The following is a 23,151-nucleotide window of genomic DNA, read 5'->3' as shown; positions in this document are numbered from 1 at the left end:
CGAGAAGTCTCGACAGCCTTTGCTGTATTTGGGTTACGGCTTTACTCCGTTGCTGGAGCTGATGAACGTGTATTTGGATGAGGAGGAATCAACTGCAGCTCAGACTCTAGGACACCCAATCTTGGAGTATATCTGGAGGATACATAGGTCGTCGCTTTCCCTTCCTTAATAACCTGCGGATAAAACATACCCGGTTCAGGCGGCAGAATCCGATAGTTAATCACGGCTTCCTTCTTGTCAAAGTCTATGGAGGACACTTCTAGCCCGTACCCCGGATGAGGCAGCGTAGCGGAGATCGTTACGAGAAGAATATCATCGTTAACTTTCTCCGATGTCAGACTAACGCCGTATGGATTCTCTTCGATGGGCTCATTTGGATTATGTTTGCTTAGAAATTGATAGGCTCTATCGATCATTCCTGCCGCTTCACTGCGAGTAATTGTATCCTTCGGACGAAAATTCTGCTTCGAGTCCAGCTTGGCGATATCTGAGATCAGCAGCTTCTGAATGCTGTCCGCAAAAGCAGGGTTGATGGACTTGTCGTCATTAATCATTTTATACACCTCACTCCAAGCATAATCGCCTTTCCGGCTGAGCGCTTGAAACAGCCAGTGGCTGAATTGTTCTCTGGATACCTCTGCAGCAGGATCGAGAGCCTCATCCAGATTCAGACTATTGTGCAGGGCGACGATGAAGGCTTGAGAGTACCAGACGTTATCCTTCACCTTCGTAAAATAGTCGCTGGCTTTAGGCTCTTTCACGAATTTAATGTGATGGAGATTTAGATCCATCGCGTTGACAATTAGTGCGATAGCGGATGCGTTGTTCAGCTTGGCAGCTGGTTTAAATAAACCGGATGTGTCCCCAGATAGTATTCCTTGCTGCTGCAGACGCTCGATCGCTTCTTTCTCGGGATCATTCTTCACATCGCTGAAAGCCGATACAGTACCGCTAAACGTGAAGCAGATGACCATGATTATCAACATAGCTAGTCTAGGCCATAATTTGAGCTTCTTCATGGTGGATACTCCTCCTTATTGTGAATTTACCATAATTTTTGGAATTTGTTTTATTTTTGACGTGAACGAGCCAAAAAGGTTGCAGCTATTTTAATTGTTAATGAAGTAAGGTATAATAGTCTGATAATGAATATCAATATCATGATAAAAAAGGAATGAAAACATGCAAACGACAACATATCCTATGGCAGAGCTTATTCGCACTAGACGTTCCATCAAGCAGTTTAAGACAGATCCCGTACCTACTGAAACGATCAGCGAGTTGCTGGACATTGCCTCTTGGGCACCCAATCACGGATTGCGCGAGCCGTGGCGTGTTGTGCTGTTCACAGGTGAGGGTAAACAGATTATCGCCAACGCTATTGCCAACAATGGAGCCAAGAAGAGCGACCCGGAACCTCTGCTCCAGATTCCAGCATTCCTGCTCTTTATCGTGAAGCAAGATCCGCGCCAGAAGGAGCGGGAAGAGGATCAGACCGCTGCAGCTATGTTTATTCAAAACTTTCAATTAGCTGCTTGGGAGAGAGGGATTGGATCGATCATGAAGACAGGCCCATATATCTTCTCACCTAGCTTTTTAGAGGAAGTAGGAGTTAAGGCCGGAGAGAAGCTCATCGGTGTTCTGCAAGTGGGCTATCCGAATGTTCTTCCTGAACCGCGTGAACGTACGCCAATCGAGCAGAAGCTTACGGTTGTTGATTCGACATCGCTATAATTTAAAGTAGGAACAGTTCATAGTCTTAGATAACATGCATACGATACAGGGATTGTCTCAACAAGTTATGTACATAACTAAGGGACGTCCCTTTTTTAATGGATATGTGATCGGGGATAAAGTACGCTAAGTTGCTGATTCAACATGGGCTCAGCGGCGTAGGTTGAAATGATGATCCTTTATATGATAAATTTTGAAATGGAGAACTGCTGGTGTGACTATATCATTTATTCGCAGTAAAGGAGATTTCAATAATGCAGGATTGGATTATTCAGATCATGAACCATTACGGGTACCTCGGGGTATTCTTGCTCATTGCAGTAGAGAATTTATTTCCTCCGATTCCTTCAGAGGTCATATTGACCTTCGGCGGGTTTATGACCACTTATACGAACATGGAAGTCTGGGGAGTTATTTTGTTTGCAACGCTAGGATCGGTATTTGGAGCGATTGTGCTGTACTGCATCGGACTGTTCCTCAATAGAGAACGCTTGGAACGCTGGTTGGAGAGCAGATGGGGGCGTATGCTTCATCTCAAGGTAGAGGATGTCCGCAAGGCAGAAGGGTGGTTTGCTAAACGAGGCAAAGCGACCGTATTCTTCTGCAGATTTATTCCGATCGTGCGAAGTCTCATCTCGATCCCGGCTGGTATGGCACGTATGAATTTTATTACCTTTACGCTGTTGACAACGATTGGTACATGCATCTGGAACATCGTGCTCGTTTATTTGGGGGCCTTCTTCGGAGCTTCTTGGGAAGTTATTGCGGGTTACATCGACACGTACTCATCCATCACACTTTACGTATTGGTCGCATTATTTGTTATCGCGGCAATTGTCTACTATTTCAAGCGAGTTGTCAAGAAAGACAAGTAAGTGGATCAGGTTTAACACGATATCGTAGTTTACATGAATAATAGAGGGGCTGCATATGACTTGTGATGTGCGGCTTCTTTTTTTTATGTATGAATAAAATATTCTGCCATAAGATATACAGTTAAGCTCAAGCTTCACGCAATAGTATCCTTTAAGTAACTATCGTACAAAAAAGTGCGTACTTCACAACCAAAGCAGGAGCTGTATACTTATAGTTACAGGAAGTAACTATCTGATAAAATTAATGTAAGGGAGTAATGTACAGTGAATAAATCCAAATGGTCAGTTGATCCAGCGCACAGCAGTCTTGATTTCTCCATTCGTCATATGATGGTAGCCAATGTGAAAGGAACGTTTCATTCCTTTGAAGCGACAATAGACGCAGACCCGAGCGATCTAACTACAGCAGACATTCAATTCTCAGTAGATCTTTCGAGTATTGATACTCGCAACAATGATCGTGACAACCACTTGCGTTCGGCTGATTTCTTTGACATCGAGAAGTTCCCTCAGATGACTTTCACAGCGACGAATATCGTTAAACGCGCAGACGGTGATTACGATGTTACGGGCGATCTGTCATTGCACGGAGTTACTCGCTCAGAAACATTTGTCGTGACATTCGAAGGTGCGGGCAAAGATCCATGGGGCAATGAGAAAGCCGGCTTCAGTGGTACTGGAAGTATTAATAGAAGCGATTATGGACTGACATACAACGCGGCTCTGGAAACAGGCGGTATTCTGATCGGGGATACGGTTAAGATTGCGATTGGTGTTGAGGCTGCTAAGCAAGCTTAATAACATAATAGATTCAGATTGACAGAAAGCCGCAGAGATGTCTGCGGCTTTTCGATTGGTATAAGAGATACAGACTATAATTATAATGCCTCTGTATCGTCCGATTGTTTCGTATTCATATGCTCGAGATGAGTCAAACCCCATGCGTGCATCGCGTCTAAGATCGGAAACAAAGACTTGCCGTGTTGAGAGATGGAGTATTCTACTCGAGGTGGAACCTGAGGATAAACCTCTCGCTGTATGAGATCCTCCTTCTCCAGCTCTCTGAGCTGTGATGTCAGCATCTTCTGCGTAATATTCGGGATCTGATTCTTGAGCTCACTAAACCGCATCGTACCGTTGCGATATAAATAGTACAGAATCGTCGGTTTCCACTTTCCAGCGATGATACTTAAGGTTTCGGGTACCTTGCATTGTGAAGAATCTGCATCCATTATCGGGCTGAGCCCCCTATACATAATTTATACAGTGCTATACTAGTGATTATATAACAATATTTCACGGCATCCAATTTGATGTAATGATAATTGTTGCCAGAAGAGAAAATAATATTGAGTATTCATGGATTTTTAATTATAATTAAAACCAATTGAATTAGTTTGATCTGGAGGAGCCTGTCATTGCAGGCTCCTCTTTGTCTTTTTTTCAATTAATACCCATAAGGAGTGTGAAGAATTAAGATGGAATTTGTGTTGTATCTTGCTTTAATTCTGTTCAGTACCAAAATAGCTGGGGACTTGTCCGTAAGACTTGGTCAGCCTGCTGTCTTAGGCAAACTCGTCGTTGGTATTCTGCTTGGACCTGCGGTGCTAGGCTGGATCGAAAACAACGACTTTATCCATTATATGTCCGAGATCGGAGTACTTCTGCTTATGTTCATCGCAGGCTTGGAGACGGATCTGGATCAGCTGCGACGAAATTGGAAATCATCCTTTGCGGTAGCAGTTGGCGGCATCATCATGCCGTTTATCGGGGGATATTATACTGCGATTGGGTTCGGGTTCACGTCGACGTATGCGTTATTCTTCGCGGTTCTCTTCTGCGCGACATCAGTAAGTATATCTGTACAAGTACTGAAGGAAATGAATAAGCTCAGTACGCGAGAAGGCACGACGATATTGGGGGCAGCCGTCGTGGATGATGTGCTCGTGGTCATTCTGCTAGCCTTCATTATGAGTTTGCTGGGTGAAGGTTCGGACACCTCGATCGGTCTCCTGGTCGGTAAGCAAGTGCTGTTCTTTGTTATTATCCTGCTTGCCAGCGTATTCGTCGTTCCTGTGTTTATGAAATGGCTGTCTAAGCTTCGTATAACCGAGGCAAAGATTAGCGCGGCGTTGATCGTCTGCTTTTCATTTTCATACTTTGCGGATTGGATGGAGCTGGCTGGCATTATCGGCGCATTTGCAGCTGGAATTGCCGTTTCCCAAACTCCGTTCCAGCATGAGGTAGAGAAGAAGATTGAGCCGATTGCATACGGCATATTCGTACCTGTATTTTTCGTGAGTATCGGATTAAATGTATCATTCGCGGGGATTGGCGAGCAGCTCGGTCTCCTGATCGTGATGACGGTTGTCGCTATAATCACAAAGCTAGCAGGTGGATGGTTGGGTGCTCGTTTGACAGGCTTCAACAATCATTCTTCCTTAGCTATTGGCGCTGGGATGGTATCAAGAGGAGAAGTTGCGTTAATTATCGCTGCAACTGGATTGCAGTCTAAGCTGCTGCAACCGGAGTATTTTACTTCAGTTGTTATTATGGTCATTATCACTACACTAGTGACTCCTCCATTGTTGAAGATTGTGATGAGCGATAAAGGACAGTCAAGCCCGCAGATTATAAATGAAGGGGAAGTAGAAGCTTAGGGCGTCTAATTCATATGAGCAAGTAATAATAACTCATGATGAGCATCGTGGTAGAGTATAAGCGGGGGAAGATCATTGAAGTTGAACAGATTTAAGGCGGCGTTGAAAAAGTATAATGTAGGTAAAGTACTATTCATTCTAGCAGCAGTATACATGCTGTATGTGCTTGCCTTTGGCATTCTTCCCTATGCTTCATATCTGGATGTAAATGATGAATTTAGTCAAAGCACGAATGTTGAGCAATTTTACGGAACAGATCAACCCTCTGTAGACAGGGCGGGAATCGTTGAAGATGGTAAGGATGGCTTTGATGCTAGATTGCGTCTCATCGATTCTGCGAAAGACACCATTGAGATATCCTGCTACGCTACACATTGGGGCGATAGTACGGAATATTTCATGGGAGCATTGCTGGATGCAGCCGATCGCGGCGTTCATGTTCGATTTATCATAGACGGTGTAGCTCACCATTTGAAGAGGGATGCTGAAGCTGCTGCACATGCGCTGTCTATCCATCCTAACATTGAACTAAAATTTTATAATGAGCCTATGTTTCTTAAACCGTGGACCTTCAATGGCAGACTGCATGACAAATATTTGATTGCAGATGACAAGCTTCTCATACTAGGCGGACGCAACATAGGCGATAAATATTTTGATACGGAAGGATATAAGAAGACTTTAAGCTTGGATCGGGATGTATTGGTATACAATACAGCTTATGATACGGATCAAGTGAAGGAGAGCGTTATATTCTCCGTTAAACAGTACTTTGAGGAAATATGGAATCTAGACATAAGCAAGGAGCCTTATCGTAATCTGTCAGCACAGCATCAAAGGGATGCCGAAGCAGAGGCGGTTCGTTTGAAGCATAAATATGCTGAACTGAAGGCGAATAAGGCGAGTCTATTCAACGGAAGTTTCGATTATATGGATGTTACCGTTCCGACTCATAAGATCAGCTTCATTCATAATCCGATCCACAATGGCAAGAAGGAGCCGTATGTATGGTATCAGATTAGCTCTCTGCTGTTGAATGCGGAAGACAAAGTAAAGATACAGAGCCCGTATACGGTTCTTAATTCATCCATGCGGGACACGATGACGGAGATTGGCAGCGACCTCGATGAGTATACTTTGCTGACGAATTCACTAGCCTCCACACCGAATGTGGCAGCCTTTTCTAGCTATGTGGGTGAAAGAGAGAGCATCGCCAGTACGGGGGTTCAATTGTACGAATACCAAGGGGAGCACTCGATTCATGGCAAATCCTATGTCGTGGATGATGAGCTATCCATTGTGGGCTCTTATAACCTTGACATCAGGAGCACTTATATTAACACAGAGGTCATGTTGGTTATACATGGGGAGGAGTTCGCAGACCTGCTGGAGCAGCAGATGGATGTGTACCAGGCCAAGTCTCTCCTGGTAAATGAACAAAATAAATATGAAGTTAATGAGGATCTGGCAGAGCGCGAAGTCTCTGAATTCAAGAGGGTTGGCGTAGGAATATTATCTGTTCTGTCACCGATGTATAAATTTCTGCTTTAGTGTGGTTATAGCAGATGACCGTTTGCGATGCTATAAGGGGCTTGTCCTATATGTATGAGGGCAAGCCTTTTTGGCGTCTGAGACGTCACATTTGTGCATCTCAGCCCTTTGGCGATCCGATATTGGAGCTGAGACGTAATTTTTTTACGTCTCAGGCCTATTTTTGGTTCGCCGCTGAGGTTTTGATGGCTGAGACGTCACATTTGTGCGTCTCAACCTTCTGGCGAGCCGATTTTGAAGCTGAGACGTAATTTTTTTACGTCTCAGGCCTTGCGCGCGCAGCCTGACCTGATCAGCGTCCCAATTCAACCGCAAAGATTAGCCGCTCATCTTCATGTTGGCGCCAAGCGTACGATCTCGCATCAGAATATATCCCATCAATGCGAGTGAGGCAATAATTAAGGCAGACGGAATCCAGAAGATGCTCGGTGTTACACCTTCAATAAATAAAGGAAGAAAATAACCGATCAAGGATGCGGTCTGCGAGATGAATACGTACAAGCTGGCGCCAAAGCCTGCTTTATGAATGAACATCCGCTGGACATAGCCCATTCCGACTCCGTATAAGACAGATACGAAGAAAGAATACAGCGGCTGTACGAGGAAGAAGCTCAGTAGTGATGTACTGCTGCTGTAAGTTAAATAAACAGCCAGCGCGAACACAGCGCTGAGCCAGATGATCGGCTTACTGCCGTATTTTGCCGCCCAGTAGCCGGCCATCGTCATGAACAGCAGCTCGAATACGGCTTGAATGCTCCATATGTATGACATGAGACGCGGATCGCCGAACAGCTTGTTGACGACAAGCGGCAGATATAATCCGCGGATCGCGTCTGCGCAGGATAACAGCAGGATAGCGAACAGCATGAGGAGCGAGAAGGCTTCTCCACCGCCGCTCTTCTTGGCGGCTGTTTCGATCGTAACCTCTTTATAGAACAGCAGCAGGATGAATAGCGATGCATACCCCGCCAGATTGCCCCACAGCACACCCTGAAATGTTGCAATCAGGAACAGATTCGCGCCTACGAGAAGTCCGAGGAAGAAGCCGATGCTTAATGAAGCGCGCAGCCAGATCTGGGAGATCTCGACCAGGTTCGGAGCGTATCTTGTAAAATGATTGCGCGACATCGCGAACAGCTGCCCGTTTACCATGCCGGATGGCGCGACAGCCATGATCATGCCGATGAGTGCTGAAGCGTAACTATCCGCCTGCATGTAGATGAGTATCCCCGTGATGCACAGCAGCGATGCGATCAATGGAATCGTCTTCTTGCGTATCATCCGATCACTGAAGAAGCCGACCGTGATGGTAAGCACCATATTTAGCAGCAGAGAGGATGCAAAGATGCTGGCGATCTGGGCCTTCTCGAGCCCAATGGAATCTTGCAGATAGATGGCGTTCATCGGTGCGAGTATGCCAGTGCCCATTCCATATAGGAATAGAATGAAGATAAGTATTCTTGCCCCGCGTATGTTCATAAAGCCTTTAAAGTCCTGCCATATGCGCATGGATGAGGCTCCTTCCCGAATATTTAGTTCTTCTGATCGACAGTTCAAGGTCTATAAATTTATTCTACCAGATTGCATTGTTAAAATATGACTATAAATTGCAAGCGCTATTCAGATGGCGGCGATTCATCTCCATAATGTGCAGGTAGACGGTTGCAACGAAACGAATTCATACAAGGATCAATCGATGTGGAGCTATTATACTTACGGATGGCAGGGTGTCGATTACATTTTAAGAGATGGGGATTCCAAGTATGATAAAGTTTAAAGGTAATACTTCTCCCGTACCCACAATTGTGGATGAAGCCGGCAGGCTGGACATGCTGTAGGTATTTAGGAAAAGCTATGGCAAGCAAGATTATGCCGATGTATAAGCTGGAACAGCCGTTGTGGGCAGATAAGAAGGTGAAGCTGAAACAATTGTTCACGTCCGCCGATCTGTGTAAGAGATCACAGCATATAAAGTGAACAAGCTGGTATGTTTCAATATTAAGAAATGATGATACATGTCATTCAGACAAGCTGAAATTAGGCACAGTGAAGGAAAGAGGAGGGGAAGACGAATTGTTGAATAACGGATTTGCAGTCCAAATCGATGGGCGACTATTCACGAAAGATGACAGCGCATACATATGGGGTGCGGAGAATACGGTTACAGTAGAAAGAGGGGCTAAACTCACTACCATTCAATATCATTGTGGTCCAAGTGTGGTTACACATTGCTGCAAGTCGTTTCCTAACAGCCGAGTTCTGGAGCAATGGATCGAAGTGAAGAATGCTTCTACAGAACCGATACGAGTGGAGCGGCTGGATTCTATTCATGATACGATCCCGAGCGGCAAATATACGTTGGATTACTATAAATGCTACGGCAATGGACAGGAGTTTTCGCCGATTCGTGCATGCTTGGAAGGTACTCACATCATGGAATCAACTTCAGGCCGCTCCTCATACGGCTCTCATCCATTCTTTACTTTGGAGGAAGAGGGAGGCGGCATACTGGCTTGTGCCTTTGCATGGTCAGGGAACTGGATCGCCAGGTTTGAGCCTGCTGCCGAGGGAAGGTATGTAGTAAGCGGCGGCTTGAACCAGTGGAACTTCCATAAGATACTGCAGCCGGGTGAGACAGTAGACGCTGTTCATGTCATGTCCGTGTATATTCCAAATGGAACGAAGGACGATGTCTCAGTTGAATATGGTCGTTGGGGCATTACTTACTGGTATCCTGAACCTGCATATGATGATAAGCTGCCCGTAGTCTGGAATCACTGGTGGCCCTATGAAGATGTGGGCATTAACGAGCAAACTTTTCGCGATAATGTAGATCAAGCGGAACAGCTTGGGGTAGAGGTATGTGTTGTGGATGCTGGCTGGTTTGGCGAAGCAGATGAACAGAGCAAGAAGATGAATGCAGCATTTTCAGAGGAAGAAGACTGGTACATCAAGCGTGGGGATTGGCATAAGGTTAACTCTATACGTTTCCCTTCAGGTATGGCGGCGCTGTCTGAATATGTGCATGATAAAGGGATGAAATTTGGAATCTGGTGTGAAATTGAAGCGCTTGGGGCGAAAGCGGAGCTCGGAGAGCAGCACCCTGAATATGCCGCTAGACGAGAAGGACAACCAATAGGCTATGTATGCCTAGGCAATCCTGACGCTGTAGACTGGGCGTTCGGTGTGCTGGAACATCTAATTTTGGATTATAAAGCAGATTGGATTAAGCTTGACTTCAATCTGGATCCTAAGGCAGGATGCAATCAGACAGATCACGGTCACGGGGCTGGAGATGGACTATATGAGCACTATCGGGGCTATTACAGACTGCTTGAACGTGTCCGCAAGCAGTACCCGCATGTCTATCTGGAAAACTGCTCTTCAGGCGGATATCGGATTGATCTCGGAATTGCTCAGCACACGCATGGAGCCTTTCTAAGCGATCCGGATTATACACATCATCATTTGCAGCTGTTTTGGAGCGCGTCCTTAATGCTGCATCCGTCGTCGATCTTTCATTTTACATGGTCTCAGAATCGGATAGATCGCGGCAATAACGTATGTATGGATCCGATCGAGGATGATATGCCCATGTATCGGTTCGATTATATGCTGCGGGCGAATATGTTGAATGGATTTGGGATGTCATATCGGCTGCCGAAGCTGCCTGAGTGGGCGCTTGAACGGCTGAAGCAGCATATACAATTATACAAAGATAAGATTAGGACATATGTTGCAAATGAGGACATGCATCGTCTATGTGATCAGCCGGTGCGTGAAGGAGGGGGCGACCTGTGGAATGGCTATTTATATACGGCGAAGGATAGATCTGATGCCGTATTGTTCTTGTTCCGTCTGCAGGGGGCAGAGCCAGAGCGTAGATTCCGCTTGACTGGTCTAGATCGGGATGCTGTTTATAAGCTCACATTCTTAGACGGAATGGAAGAGCAAGTGTTGACCGGTGAGATCCTGATGGAGCAGGGGATTCTTTGTTCTCATCTACCAGAAGAAGGCTCCGATATCGTATTCGTATCGCAAGTGATGGATCCTATAGTATAGAAACATGGTCTCATAGCTGATGCTTGCTGTAAAATACACTACATGATAATAGTCTTGAAGCATAAGCCGCTTAACTGCCAGTCTCGAGTAAGAGAAATGCAGTTGAGCGGCTTTTTGTGTGTGCACGACTAGCTAAGTTTGGTGGTCTAAAAAATAGAATGAATTTCCATTCGTTATCGATTAAAATGGAAACAATTGCATATTCAGCGAGTGTTAGAGGACGGAAATGCATAGGAGGTTAACCGAATATGGCAGAGCTAGAGCTAAACCGAAGGTCGTATGGGCAATACAAGGCGGCATTTGCTCATGTGCCAATGCCGTATGCTTTCCTCGATATGGACATCCTGCAGTCCAATATCGAGGATGCCCTTCGCCGCAGCGGCAGCAAGCAGATTCGAATCGCCAGCAAGTCGATTCGATCTGTAGAGGTGCTGCAGTATATCCTGCGGCAGGATGCGCGCATTCGCGGAGTGATGTGCTACTCACCGCGCGAGGCGGTATGCTTGGCCGAGCGCGGCTTGGATGACCTGCTGATCGGCTATCCGGCTTGGGAAGCCGAGGCTGTGAAGTCAGCCGCAAGGATGATCACGCAAGGCAAGACGATCATCTTCATGGTGGATGAATGGGAGCAGGTTCAGCACCTGGAGCAGCTTGCGGAACAATGCGGTGTCGTCATCCCGTTATGCTTAGATGTGGATATGTCCTCTGACTTATACGGCATCCACTTCGGCGTATGGCGCTCACCTGTAAGGACGGTCGAAGCGGCAGTAGAACTGGCTGAACGGATTGCCGCATCCAGATATGTACGCTTGGACGGCATCATGGGCTACGAAGCGCAGATCGCGGGCGTCGGCGATGCGGCGCCGCGGAAGGCGCTGAAGAATGCGCTCATCCGCCACATGAAGCGGCGCTCGATCGTCGAGATCGCTGCGAAGCGAGCGCGAATACTGCAGCGCCTGCGAGAGAAGGGCATCGCCGTTCGCTTCGTCAATGGCGGCGGAACCGGCAGCATCGCCTCCACCTGCGCAGAGGAAGACGTTACGGAAGTGACGGTCGGATCAGGCTTTTATTCGCCTGGCCTATTCGACAACTATAAAGACTTCCGCAACGGTCCCGCCGCAGGCTTCGCAATTGAGATCGTACGCCGCCCGAAGCCGCAAGTGTATACCTGCCATGGCGGAGGGTATATCGGCTCCGGCGCAGCAGGGGCGGATAAGCTGCCTGTGCCCTATCTTCCGGATGGAGCCAAACTGCTGGCGATGGAAGGAGCGGGCGAAGTGCAAACGCCGCTTCACTATACAGGAACGGAGTCGTTAAAGCTTGGCGACCCGATCTTTATGCGCCACAGCAAGGCAGGAGAGCTGTGTGAACGATTTACAGTTCTGCACACATACGCAAATGGTCAAGTAACGGGCACGATGAAGACGTATCGGGGAGAAGGATGGTGTTTTGTGTGATTAAGGTAGAACAACGTACCTGGAGCAATTGGTCAGGACTCGTCCACAGCACCCCAGAACAGCTCGTATATCCTGAATCAATAGAAGAAGTGCAAGGAATTATTCGCGAAGCGAATGCCAGTGGAAGAACGGTGCGCGTTATGGGTTCCGGCCATTCCTTTACACCGCTGCTGGAAACAGATCATATTCACCTATCACTTGACAAGATGCAAGGCATATCTGGCATTGATCAAGATCGTTCAATGGCTGATGTGTGGGCGGGAACGAAGCTGCATACTCTTGGAGATGAACTGTGCAAGAGAGGCTATGCGCAAGAAAATCTGGGCGATATAAATAAGCAGTCGATCGCCGGCGCGTTTAGTACGGGCACACATGGAACAGGCGCGGACTTTGGAATTATTTCCACGCAAATTGCACAAATTACCGCTGTGACAGGCAGCGGTGAGGTTATTACATGCAGTGAGGCCGAACATCAGGATGTGTTCAAGGCGATGCTCGTATCGCTTGGCGCGCTTGGTGTGATCACCAACGTACAAGTGAAGGTGATTCCGGCCTCTCGAATGCATTTTAAGAGCTATCGCATGACTCATGAGCAAGTATTAAGCGAACTCTCCTCACTAAACAGAGACAATCGGCACTTTGAGTTTTACTGGTTCCCGCACACGGATCAAGTGCAGGTCAAGATTATGAATGAAACGAACCAGCATCCGACGAAAAATGGAGCTTGGAATCATTTTAATAAGCTCATTTTGGAGAATTACTCCTTCTGGTGCTTATCCCAAGCGTGCCGAATAGTCCCTAAACTGACTTCCCCAGCAAGCAAATTATCTGCTGCGCTTATACCCATGATGGAAGAGGTCGGTTATGCTCATGAGCTGTTTGCAACGCCAAGATTAGTTCGTTTCAGTGAGATGGAATATAATATTCCTGCCGAAGCGATGAAGCCAGCGCTTGAGGACATACGCGCATGTGTAGAGAAGCATCGCTTCGCTGTTCATTTTCCGATTGAATGTCGCTATGTCCGTGGCGATGATATCTGGATAAGCCCAGCGTATGGGCGAGATTCCGCCTATATTGCGGTTCATATGTTCAAGGGGATGCCCTATAAGGAATATTTCAAGGCTATTGAAGACATTCTCCTCAGCTATGGCGGCAGGCCGCACTGGGGAAAGCTGCATACGCAGAAGGCGGAGCAATTGGCATCCTTATATCCTCGATGGAATGATTTTTTAGAAGTTCGCCGCAGTTTGGATCCAAAAGGGGTATTGCTTAATCCTTATTTAAAGTCTCTGTTCGGAGTTGCGTAATGAACTGACAATCGGAGTAAGAGGACGGTTACAGCTGAACAGACGTTTGAATCTCTTGAGTTGTTCGAATAGCTCAGAACAAATATTACATATGAATAGCAAGAATGGTTTGCTCCGCTTCGAGTTAGAAGCGGGGCTTTTTTTATGACAATGTTGAGTTTAGCTTCGATAACAATCGATTATTCGATTCGTATTTCCCGAGAAATATATCAAATATATCCAATACATCATTAAAGATAGACTGTAATGCCTAGATTGCGTTCTAATTGTACTGGAACTCTACTATAAAAGGTGAATTAACTGAGATTGTGATTGTAAATACGAACAAAAATAACTGTGAGAATGGAGTAATTGTATGTAAATCTTAGAAAAAAATCGACATGTTTAGAGTTCCTTCGAGTATTGAATGTCGATAATTACCATGTCAAATATGATGTACAAATACAATTATGAAAGCGTATACTGCAATAGCGGCGCGGTTTTCGGGCGTTTTTACAGCCCTGAACGTATTCGACATATTTCACTTGTGGGACAAGAAGCCTACAATATGGAATGTAAGCGTTAGCAGTCGCCGCGGCTTAAAAAAAGACATGCGCTGCAGATTAATGCTGATAGATTGTTGCAATTTGAAAGGAGGGAGTGGACGCGATGCAAGGAAATGGTCAAGGTGCCCTTTCAATGAACGTTAGTCCTAAAAAGAAAAGTACGTTTAAAAAGAAAATATGGCGGAACTGGGAACTGTACTTATTTATTGCTCCAGCATTTTTGTACTTCTTAATCTTCCATTATGGTCCGATGTATGGTGTTCAAATCGCTTTTAAAAACTTTATCCCTACTAAAGGTATTACGGGGAGTCCATGGGTGGGCTTCGAACACTTTGAGCGATTCTTCGATTCCTATTATTTCTGGGATTTGCTCTGGAATACACTCAGTATCAGTTTGTACGAACTAGTCGTAGGCTTCCCGCTGCCGATTATTTTAGCGTTAGCTTTCAATGAGATAAAGGATGGATTCTTTAAGCGCTCGGTGCAAACGGTTACATATGCACCTCACTTTATTTCAGTCGTTGTAATGGCAGGTATGATCATTACTTTCCTATCTCCATCAACAGGTATCATTATTCACATCATTGAGTTCTTTGGTTTCGATGCTCCTGATTTCTTAACCGACCCAGCTTGGTTTAAGACGATGTACGTATTATCAGGTGTATGGCAAAGTACAGGTTGGGGTACGATCATTTACTTGGCTGCATTGTCAGGTGTCGATCCAATGCTTCATGAGGCTGCTGTTGTGGATGGCGCGAGCCGTTTGCAGCGTATCTGGAACATTAACATTCCGGCAATCATTCCTACTATTGTAATCTTGCTGATCTTGAACATGGGTAACATCTTGGGTGTTGGCTACGAGAAGATCCTGTTGCTGCAAAACTCACTTAATATGGAATCTTCCGACGTTATATCGACCTTTGTATATCGTGCTGGTTTGATCGATGCACAGTATAGCTTCTCAACTGCGGTCGGTTTGTTCAACTCAGTTGTTAACTCAATCTTGCTTGTTACCGTTAACTTCATTGCGAAACGTACAAGTGAAAACAGTTTGTGGTAGAAGGAGGGGAAATGTTACATGGCTATTGCAGTAAAAGAATCAAAGACAGATAAGATATTTCTGGCTTGCAACTATATATTTTTGACTTTGGCTCTTATCGTGGTGCTCTATCCATTGGTGTACATCATGAGCGCATCGATCAGTGATCCGAAGCTAGTAAACTCAGGTGAAATGTGGCTGTTCCCAAAAGGCCTCAACTTGGAAGGATACAAGCTAGTATTTGATAATCCGGCGATATGGAACAGTTATGGCAATACGATTGTATATACGTTAGTCGGTACATCCGTGAACTTGCTAGTAACATTGCCTGCTGCATATGCGCTAAGCCGTCAAGATTTCTATGGACGTGGTTTCTTTATGGGAATGTTCCTCTTTACCATGTTCTTCAGCGGCGGTCTCGTACCGAGCTACTTGCTTATCAAGAACCTCGGCTTGATTGACAGCATGTGGGCGCTTATCTTACCTGGAGCAGCGTCAGTATGGAATATTATCGTAGCACGCACATTCTTCCAGTCTACGATGCCGAAAGAATTGCAAGAAGCCGCTTACATTGACGGCTGTACGAACATGAGATTGTTCATTAAGATCGTATTGCCTCTGTCGGCGCCAATCATTGCGGTTATGGCCTTGTTCTATGGTGTAGGTCATTGGAACAGTTACTTCAATGCCCTTATCTACTTGAACGATGATGCGAAGTATCCATTACAGATGGTCTTGCGTCAGATTCTCGTCTTGCAGGAAATGAGTGCAGAGACAACCGGTGCGGTAGTTAACGCATCTGTGGCAACAGCGATGAATAACAAGGCAGAGGTGGCTTCACTAGTTAAGTACGCTGTCATGATCGTATCGACGTTGCCGATTATAGCTGTATATCCATTCTTGCAGCGTTACTTTGTACAGGGCGTCATGATTGGTTCAGTTAAAGGTTGATAGAAGCCCGTATACGTAAAGATTACCCTAGCGTGATAATAACTGAAGGCATTAAGTCTTCGATTATTATAAAAATGTTAGACAGTCTTCGGTAGCAAAAGAAAAACAGGGAGGGTTAATGCAATGAAGAAAATGAGAAAGACATGGGCATTGTTGCTGTCCGTCACTATGGTGTTCGGTCTGCTTGCAGGCTGCGGCTCATCAGACAAAAAAGATGGAGAAGCAGCAGCTGGTTCTGCTGACAAAGTAGCAAAAGAAGGCTTCCCAATCGTAGAAGAGCCGATCACAATCAGCATGATGGGACCGGATACCGGTATCAAAAAGTGGGCAGAAATGCCTGTATTCCAGGAAATGGAAAAACTAACAAATGTCAAGGTTGAATTCCGCAACGCGCCGATGGATAGCTTCGATACGAAGAAAAACTTGGTGTTCGCAAGCGGTGACTTGCCAGATGTATTCTACGCTGCAAATATCACGCCTGATGAGCAAGTGAACTATGGCGGTCAGGGCGTACTTCTTCCATTAGAAGATCTGATTGAAAATTATGGACCAAACCTTAAGAAGGTTCTTGACGAGAATCCAGACATCCGTAAATCGATCACAGCGCCAGACGGTCATATCTATGCCTTGCCGCGTATTGATCTAGATGCAGTATGGTACCGCGGTCCAATGTGGTATAACGGTGAATTCCTGAAAGCTTTGAATATGGAAGAGCCTCAAACCATTGATGAGCTTTACACATACTTGAAGCGCGTTAAGACAGAAGACCCTAACGGCAACGGTAAAGCTGACGAAATTCCATTTACATCTGGTAAGCTCGATGATACTCGTATGTGGTTGCTTTCATCTTGGGGTATTTACAACGAAGTCTACTACGCAGACAAAGAAGGAAAAGTTCACTATACACCAATGGAAGAAGGCTACAAAGAGTATCTGACTTTCATGAACAAACTGTGGTCCGAAGACTTGTTGGATAAAGAAACGTTCTCTCAAACTGGTGAGCAGAAGAAAGCTAAAGGTGAAAACAATCAGTTAGGTCTGTTCAATGACTGGCATGCGTACTTTACGCTTGGCGGTGAACCAGATAAAACTGACCCAATGTACAAGCCTGTATCAAGCCCTATGTCACCTGAGCCAACAATTGCTAAGCATCCAGGTCTGTCAGTAGGTGCGTTTGCAATCACAAGCTCTAACAAGAATCCAGAAGCTTCTATGCGTTGGATTGACTACCATTACTCCTATGAGGGACAAACTTTGTTTGAACATGGTCCAGAAGGTACATTGTGGCAGTATAAAGACAAAGATGCAAAAGAAAAAGAATGGCTTCCAGTACCAGGCGGCGGCGATCGCGAAGAATACCGCGGAACTATGACACCTGACTATGGTATCGTTACACCAGGTCTCGTAACTAACGAGCTGTATAACGGTTTGAAAGGCGATTTCGACGAGTGGCTCAATGAACAAACTGAAACGAAATTGGTTCCTTACGCAAAAGTACCTTATCCAATCGTATTCTTGTCACAAGAAGAGCAAACAGAAGTAGCGAAACTGCGTTCTGACCTCGACACTTATGTGAAGACGATGGAAGCGAAATTTGTAACTGGTCAAGAGCCAATGAGCAAATGGGATACTTACCTCGCTCAAGTTAAGAAAATGGGCGGAGACAGACTGGTAGAAATCTATCAAGCTGCATATGATCGTTGGGACGCTAACTAATCGTATTGCAATAGTACAAATCCCCGTAGATAACTTCGGTTATCTCGGGGATTTGGTTTAGATACGGCTATTCATTTTGCTTAGAATATTGCTTCCGATATTGACCTGGTGTATAGCCTGTCTCCTTCTTGAACTTACGAATGAAATTCGGTGTATCCAGATATCCGACACGCGTTATGATGTCTTTCAGTGGTTCATTGGTTGTCAGTAATAGACGGATCACCTCATCCAAACGGCGCCTCCATATATATTGCGAAAAGTTATAACCTGTCCGTTCCTTAAAGGTACGGCTCAGGTAAGAAGTCGAGATGGAGTACTTAAGAGCAACATGTTCTAAGCTTAATGTATAATCGGCATACGATTGATCAATATAGGCGACGATATCGTCCACTAGCGAATACTGTTCGCTTTCCGTTTTGCGAACGGACTGCTCACATATTTGCATCATTAATAAGGAAAGCTTCTGCTTCAATTCCGTCAGCGATTCGAAAGAAGTGATGTTCGGAATATCATTTACAACATCGTGCATATCGAGCTCTGAAGCCGTTTTTAGTATGGTGTTCAGCAGGTCGAAGCATATGCAGCGAGTGAGGGCTACCGATAACGTTTGCGACTGTATCATTTGGATGATCGTGTCGAGCATATGAATGGCCAACGTTTCATTGCCTTGCTTCAAGCTTTGTGTAAGTTTAAGCAGTACATTTTTCGGAATCCAATACGTCTCATCCGCATTATGAATTAGCTTCTCAAAATAAGTGATACTGCCATTGCCGCTGATGATTCGCATTTCCAATGCTGTTGCAGCTTCAATGTAGGATTCGACCAGATCATCCAGTTTATCATAGCTGGTACCGATTCCGATAGAAGGAATGAGATGCGAATTCTCCATCACGAGTGCTCTGATCGTTTCGACGATCTGTTCTTTACGCTGCGGAAGCGGCTGCTCGGGATCGTGTTCCAAGCTAATCATAATAGCGATCTGATCCGAATGAGACTGTTCAATGCCGTAAGCATACGCCTTCTGGGTAGGCAGCTCAAGCTCATACAGCATGGATGCGATTTGCTGGCGATCCTCATCCGTCATAGATATCTCCGAAGGCGTGTCCCATGCCATCATGATGACAAAGTAACGGCCATTGTCCACTTCGAGCTTGAGAGAACGAATCAATTGCTCCATCTCGGTATCATCCGGCTTGCCGTGCTTGAGGAGCAGCATCAGGCATTGATTGCGAACGTAAGGTTCTTGGAGATCGATACGAGCGCTGTAATCATTAATCGTTTGCCGAATCCAATCCCATTCATTATGTGATTTTACTGTATCCGCTACGGTTGTATTCGTATTTAGCTTCGCAAATTCCATCAAGTCCTTAAGCGGGTGGTACTGCTGCTTCGCAACACGGATAGCGATTGGGATGCCAAGCAGAACAACGATTAAGAAGATTGCGATAATCCAGGTTTGCACATGAATCATCCGGTCGTAAAATTGGAAGCTAGGCATCGCAGTGACATATGTCCAACCGAACTCTTCAGAATGTACGGAAACAACCGAATGCATACGATTGTTCAGCTTCAAGCTGTGAATACCAGGTTCAAGTACAGATAATTGTTCAAGGTCTTCTGCAGGCAATATATCGCCATGATTATTTTCAGTAAGAATCTGCCCATTTTGATCGAAAATGTAGCTGTTTCCAGTGAAATCGTTCAAAATGGAATCCATCAGCCCTGTCAAATAGGATTCATCTACAAAGTACATGACAGTTGCATGTGGATACGGACTATTCGGTGTTATAGGTACGAGATAGGCAAGCAACGATTGCTCGCGAGAATAAGAAGTCATTTTTTCCGCAGGTCGCAAGTAAGGATATTGGACCTCGTTCAGCTCTCGGAGCAGATCTGAGGCTGCCCATTTCTCAAATTGATACGTATCTTCAAATAAAGACTTTGTATTCGTTAATCCCCGAGATGAGTAGATATTTTCATCGCCTCGAATATATATAAATATTTCTTCTACTGATGGATTGTTTACCCTATATCTATCTAATGCTTTTATGGCATCACGGCTGTAATAGGGGTCTCGGAGATTATACGGCGTCAGTTGTTCGTCGAATGAGATTAAGGCGGCTGTTTCATTGAGCTTTGATATTCGTTCATCGATGGACATCTTAACCTGTGTCAGTTGATTCAGATTGGACTGCTCGATTTCTGAACGCAGCGTATCCCCTGAGTTCTTAAAGACGGTCACCGTCACCACGGTCAGCGGAACGAGAAAGATGAGAAGATATGACACCGTGTACTTAAGCAATATTTTGGATTTAAAGCGGTTCCATTTCAATTGACAGCCTCCTTAATGAGCCTTGAAGAATATATAAATGTTACTCGCAATAAAAAATAGTTATCCTTATATATTCTATCGAAAAGTGATATGGTTTTGGCGAAAAATGTTACTTTTTCACAGTGGTAATTACAGGTAATTCAGTAGAAGGAATGATAACGGTAAGCCTCGAATTATTTAAAATGTACGGGGGAGCTGTCATGACAGCAAACCTAGTAAATAAAAGAGGTGTGCGCATTGGAAGGTTTTAAAGTACTGGTTCATGAATATCGTGCGGATGTATTGGAAAATGTGCACTATGGTGCAATCAGTGTCGTAAATGATCGCGGCGAAGTGATCCACCATGTCGGGGATCCAGAGCATATGACGTTCTTGCGTTCGGCGGCTAAGCCGTTCCAAGCGCTTCCGGCAATAAAGCGTGGAGTGGATGCAGCCTTCGGCTTAACAGGAAAAGAAGCCTCCTTGTTTGCTGCTTCTCATCGCGGCGAAGCTTATCATATTGATGCACTTGAGTCGATGAAGAGCAAGGCGGCAATTCGTGAAGAGCAGCTTATCTGCGGTGCAGCGTATCCACTGAACGAAGAAGCGAAGGCAGAGCGCTACCGCAATCGCGAAGATAAGCGCCGCCTGTTCCATAATTGCTCAGGCAAGCACATGGGAATGATTATGTGCTGCAAGCTGGCAGGTTGGGATGAAGCAACTTACAGTGAGCCGGATCATCCTATTCAGCAGGAGATACTAGAAGGTCTATCAATCTTGGCAGGCGTGCCACGCGAGAAGATAGAATTAGGAGTCGATGGCTGCGGCTTGCCCGTTCAAGCGATGCCATTGCACGCGATTGGCACAGCTTATCTGAAGCTAGCTTGCCCAGATCTAATAGAAGACGCAAGCACCCGAGAAGCGGCGTCGCACATTGCAAAGCTGATGAACGAGAATCCAACGATGATCGCCGACTCAGCGTTTGTATGCGCTGAATTGCTGAAGGATCCTAACATTGCCGCTAAGGGCGGCGCCAAGGGAGTGTACGGCATTGGCCTGCGCAAGGAGCGCATCGGAATCTCACTGAAGGTATCCGATGGCTCGGAGACGGTATGGCCTGTCATTATCGCGACCATATTGGAACGCATCGGTTATGACAATCAAGAAACGATTGATCGTCTGTGCAAGCTCGTTCCAAATGAGATTCGCAATGACGGCGGTCGAATTGTAGGTATGCGCAAAGCGGTATACGAGTGGGAATAGGAAATCAGTATGCATTCCACTGTTCAATAAATAATGTTGATATTAAAGAGGGTTGTCGATTACATGATTAAAACTAACATGATTAAAACTAACATGATTCATATAGGAACATCTTCGCATCCGATTTCATCCAAAGAGGTGCTGGTTCTGCCGATTACTGGTGAGGATCAGCACCCATTCTCTGCATCATCAGGCTCTTCATCTGCTGGCAAGCCTGAAGAGGTTACGATCTATCGCAGCCGCAAGCAGGATGAAGCTGACGTGTACGTCGTGCACTTGGGCTCATATGCAGCGGACGGCAGCTGCGAAGCTGTAAGGAGAGCGGCTGGCAAGGCTGCGCGTACTGCGCAACGAGAAGGACGAGAATCGGTAAGACTCGTATGCTGTCTGCCCGGCGCTGCTTGTCCTGATGCTAAACAGGCAGATACCTCCTGGTTGAACGCATGGATGGAGGGCTGGTTGTTCGGATTGTATCAATTCAGCCAGTATCGTTCCCAACAGGCTGCTCCTGTGAAGCTAATACTGGATCCTACTGATTGGCCGCAATGGACGGCTGATCAATTGCATGAAGCGGTGCGCATTGCGAACATCCGAGTCAGCGGAAACTCTTTCGCTCGTGATCTAGTTAACGAGCCTGCCAACGTGCTGGTACCTTCGGAAATGGTGACTCGAGTCGTCGAACGGTTCAAGGATACACCAGTGCAAGTACATGTCTACCGTGGTGAGGAGCTGAAGGAGCGACAGATGATCGGACTTCAGACGATCGGCGCGGGCAGCATCCACGAACCCGCCATGATCGAGCTGCGCTATGCCGCTGATCCGAGCAAGCCGCTGTTGGCCTTGATCGGCAAAGGTGTTACCTTTGACATGGGCGGCATGAACGTGAAGAGCGGCTCGGATATAAGCGATGCGCGTATGGATATGGGCGGCGCCGCGGCTGTGCTCGGCGCAATGGACATTCTAGTCGCGATGGAAGCAAAGGTGAATGTTACAGCGTTGATTCCAGTCGTTGAAAATGTTCCAGACGCCAAGGCTGTGCTGCCGTCAGCTGTTATCCGATATCCGAACGGCTTGAGCGTTCAGATCGGCAATACGGACGGTGAGGGGCGTCTGATCCTTGCGGATGCGCTGCTTCACGCTGCAACGTTAGGTGCTGTTAAAGCAGTCGATATCGCTACGCTGACAGGCAATGTAGGCGCGGCGCTTGGACTAGGCATCGCTGGCATATGGGGTGATGTGGATATGAGCGCCAGTCTCGTTCAGTGCGGTGAGGCATGCGGCGAACGGCTGTGGCCAATGCCGCTGATGGATGAGTATGAAGCCTATTTGCGAAGCGATTATGCAGACATCAACAATACGAGCTCATTGCCGCTTGCCGGCGCGATTACCGCAGCTTTGTTTATTCGCCGCTTCGTAGCGGAAGGAATGAAGTGGATTCACATCGACATGGCGGGGACGTCGCAGTACAAGTCGGATGTAGGCTACGCGGAAGCGGGGGCATCCGGTTACGGCGCGCGTTTGCTTGCTGATTACGCGATCCAACAAGCTAGTCAGCAATAGAATATACTCATATTACCTCTTCGTAAAGCGGATAACTGACAAGTTATTCGCTTTTTTTGTAAAGATATTCAGGAGCTATCACAGCACTTCATCAAATGTTAAAATATGTATACACCTAGT

18 protein-coding genes are annotated in these 23,151 nt (G+C 46.0%); 14 read left to right on the top strand and 4 right to left on the bottom strand.

The features are described 5' to 3' along the window. Positions 1–41 precede the first annotated feature (41 nt). Positions 42–1,019 (bottom strand): S-layer homology domain-containing protein, encoded by a 978-nt coding sequence (locus ACXX53_RS01995; RefSeq protein ID WP_458566920.1) that lies wholly within the window; start codon positions 1,017–1,019, stop codon positions 42–44. A gap of 163 nt (positions 1,020–1,182) precedes the next feature. Between ACXX53_RS01995 and ACXX53_RS01990 the strand changes: the two genes are divergently transcribed. The 3 genes from ACXX53_RS01990 to ACXX53_RS01980 all read left to right on the top strand — a co-directional run bounded on the left by ACXX53_RS01990 (position 1,183) and on the right by ACXX53_RS01980 (position 3,407). Then, positions 1,183–1,734, top strand: a complete 552-nt coding sequence (locus tag ACXX53_RS01990; RefSeq protein WP_458566919.1) for a nitroreductase family protein — start codon at positions 1,183–1,185, stop codon at positions 1,732–1,734. Between the two features lie 254 nt (positions 1,735–1,988). Then, positions 1,989–2,609 carry a DedA family protein gene (locus ACXX53_RS01985; protein WP_458566918.1) on the top strand — a complete coding sequence of 207 codons (621 nt, stop codon included), beginning with the start codon at positions 1,989–1,991 and terminating at the stop codon, positions 2,607–2,609. Positions 2,610–2,873: 264 nt separating this feature from the next. Then, positions 2,874–3,407 (top strand): YceI family protein, encoded by a 534-nt coding sequence (locus ACXX53_RS01980; RefSeq protein WP_458566917.1) that lies wholly within the window; start codon positions 2,874–2,876, stop codon positions 3,405–3,407. Between the two features lie 80 nt (positions 3,408–3,487). On the opposite strand, the gene ACXX53_RS01975 is transcribed toward ACXX53_RS01980, so the two are convergent. Beyond that, positions 3,488–3,841, bottom strand: a complete 354-nt coding sequence (locus ACXX53_RS01975; protein WP_458566916.1) for a winged helix-turn-helix transcriptional regulator — start codon at positions 3,839–3,841, stop codon at positions 3,488–3,490. Between the two features lie 246 nt (positions 3,842–4,087). Between ACXX53_RS01975 and ACXX53_RS01970 the strand changes: the two genes are divergently transcribed. Then, positions 4,088–5,269, top strand: a complete 1,182-nt coding sequence (locus tag ACXX53_RS01970) for a cation:proton antiporter (protein WP_458566915.1) — start codon at positions 4,088–4,090, stop codon at positions 5,267–5,269. Between the two features lie 75 nt (positions 5,270–5,344). Then, entirely contained in the window at positions 5,345–6,820 is a 1,476-nt protein-coding gene (locus ACXX53_RS01965; protein ID WP_458566914.1) for a phospholipase D-like domain-containing protein, read from the top strand. Between the two features lie 318 nt (positions 6,821–7,138). On the opposite strand, the gene ACXX53_RS01960 is transcribed toward ACXX53_RS01965, so the two are convergent. Further along, complete coding sequence (locus tag ACXX53_RS01960; RefSeq protein WP_458566913.1) at positions 7,139–8,329, bottom strand: MFS transporter; 1,191 nt, start codon at positions 8,327–8,329, stop codon at positions 7,139–7,141. A 345-nt stretch (positions 8,330–8,674) separates the two neighbouring features. Here ACXX53_RS01960 and ACXX53_RS01955 point away from each other — a divergent pair, with 345 nt between their 5' ends. The 7 genes from ACXX53_RS01955 (at position 8,675) to ACXX53_RS01925 (ending at position 17,897) form a co-directional block, all read left to right on the top strand. Next, complete coding sequence (locus ACXX53_RS01955) at positions 8,675–8,797, top strand: hypothetical protein (protein ID WP_458566912.1); 123 nt, start codon at positions 8,675–8,677, stop codon at positions 8,795–8,797. 96 nt (positions 8,798–8,893) lie between these two features. Next, a complete protein-coding gene (locus ACXX53_RS01950; RefSeq protein ID WP_458566911.1) occupies positions 8,894–10,882 on the top strand; it encodes an alpha-galactosidase in 1,989 nt (662 codons plus the stop codon). Positions 10,883–11,130: 248 nt separating this feature from the next. Then, positions 11,131–12,339 (top strand): amino acid deaminase/aldolase, encoded by a 1,209-nt coding sequence (locus ACXX53_RS01945; RefSeq protein ID WP_458566910.1) that lies wholly within the window; start codon positions 11,131–11,133, stop codon positions 12,337–12,339. Continuing rightward, positions 12,324–13,646 (top strand): D-arabinono-1,4-lactone oxidase, encoded by a 1,323-nt coding sequence (locus ACXX53_RS01940; protein ID WP_458566909.1) that lies wholly within the window; start codon positions 12,324–12,326, stop codon positions 13,644–13,646. Before ACXX53_RS01945 ends, ACXX53_RS01940 begins: the two co-directional genes overlap by 16 nt. Positions 13,647–14,294: 648 nt before the next feature. Further along, positions 14,295–15,251 carry an ABC transporter permease gene (locus ACXX53_RS01935; RefSeq protein WP_458566908.1) on the top strand — a complete coding sequence of 319 codons (957 nt, stop codon included), beginning with the start codon at positions 14,295–14,297 and terminating at the stop codon, positions 15,249–15,251. 18 nt (positions 15,252–15,269) lie between these two features. Further along, complete coding sequence (locus ACXX53_RS01930; RefSeq protein ID WP_458566907.1) at positions 15,270–16,181, top strand: carbohydrate ABC transporter permease; 912 nt, start codon at positions 15,270–15,272, stop codon at positions 16,179–16,181. Positions 16,182–16,304: 123 nt separating this feature from the next. After that, positions 16,305–17,897 (top strand): extracellular solute-binding protein, encoded by a 1,593-nt coding sequence (locus ACXX53_RS01925; protein WP_458566906.1) that lies wholly within the window; start codon positions 16,305–16,307, stop codon positions 17,895–17,897. 67 nt (positions 17,898–17,964) lie between these two features. On the opposite strand, the gene ACXX53_RS01920 is transcribed toward ACXX53_RS01925, so the two are convergent. Next, positions 17,965–20,229, bottom strand: coding sequence for a helix-turn-helix domain-containing protein (locus ACXX53_RS01920; RefSeq protein WP_458566905.1), 2,265 nt, complete (start codon positions 20,227–20,229; stop codon positions 17,965–17,967). 237 nt (positions 20,230–20,466) lie between these two features. Between ACXX53_RS01920 and ACXX53_RS01915 the strand changes: the two genes are divergently transcribed. Both ACXX53_RS01915 and ACXX53_RS01910 read left to right on the top strand, forming a co-directional pair. After that, positions 20,467–21,471 (top strand): asparaginase, encoded by a 1,005-nt coding sequence (locus ACXX53_RS01915; RefSeq protein ID WP_458566904.1) that lies wholly within the window; start codon positions 20,467–20,469, stop codon positions 21,469–21,471. A 63-nt stretch (positions 21,472–21,534) separates the two neighbouring features. Then, positions 21,535–23,031: a leucyl aminopeptidase family protein gene (locus ACXX53_RS01910; RefSeq protein WP_458566903.1), complete on the top strand. Its 1,497-nt coding sequence runs from the start codon at positions 21,535–21,537 to the stop codon at positions 23,029–23,031. Positions 23,032–23,151: the final 120 nt, after the last annotated feature.

The sequence above is a fragment of the Paenibacillus marinisediminis genome (genome assembly GCF_054343325.1).
Note: the sequence above shows the minus strand (reverse complement) of the source record. Positions and strands in the feature narration are given on the sequence as shown.

What these genes read in the sequence shown, in the direction of transcription:
- ACXX53_RS01995 (WP_458566920.1), bottom strand. Translation starts at nt 1,019, where the DNA reads ATGAAGAAGCTCAAATTATGGCCTAGACTAGCTATGTTGATAATCATG.
- ACXX53_RS01960 (WP_458566913.1), bottom strand. Translation starts at nt 8,329, where the DNA reads ATGCGCATATGGCAGGACTTTAAAGGCTTTATGAACATACGCGGGGCA.
- ACXX53_RS01975 (WP_458566916.1), bottom strand. Translation starts at nt 3,841, where the DNA reads ATGGATGCAGATTCTTCACAATGCAAGGTACCCGAAACCTTAAGTATC.
- ACXX53_RS01930 (WP_458566907.1), top strand. Translation starts at nt 15,270, where the DNA reads ATGGCTATTGCAGTAAAAGAATCAAAGACAGATAAGATATTTCTGGCT.
- ACXX53_RS01990 (WP_458566919.1), top strand. Translation starts at nt 1,183, where the DNA reads ATGCAAACGACAACATATCCTATGGCAGAGCTTATTCGCACTAGACGT.
- ACXX53_RS01985 (WP_458566918.1), top strand. Translation starts at nt 1,989, where the DNA reads ATGCAGGATTGGATTATTCAGATCATGAACCATTACGGGTACCTCGGG.
- ACXX53_RS01925 (WP_458566906.1), top strand. Translation starts at nt 16,305, where the DNA reads ATGAAGAAAATGAGAAAGACATGGGCATTGTTGCTGTCCGTCACTATG.
- ACXX53_RS01970 (WP_458566915.1), top strand. Translation starts at nt 4,088, where the DNA reads ATGGAATTTGTGTTGTATCTTGCTTTAATTCTGTTCAGTACCAAAATA.
- ACXX53_RS01955 (WP_458566912.1), top strand. Translation starts at nt 8,675, where the DNA reads ATGGCAAGCAAGATTATGCCGATGTATAAGCTGGAACAGCCGTTGTGG.
- ACXX53_RS01940 (WP_458566909.1), top strand. Translation starts at nt 12,324, where the DNA reads ATGGTGTTTTGTGTGATTAAGGTAGAACAACGTACCTGGAGCAATTGG.
- ACXX53_RS01910 (WP_458566903.1), top strand. Translation starts at nt 21,535, where the DNA reads ATGATTAAAACTAACATGATTAAAACTAACATGATTCATATAGGAACA.
- ACXX53_RS01945 (WP_458566910.1), top strand. Translation starts at nt 11,131, where the DNA reads ATGGCAGAGCTAGAGCTAAACCGAAGGTCGTATGGGCAATACAAGGCG.
- ACXX53_RS01935 (WP_458566908.1), top strand. Translation starts at nt 14,295, where the DNA reads ATGCAAGGAAATGGTCAAGGTGCCCTTTCAATGAACGTTAGTCCTAAA.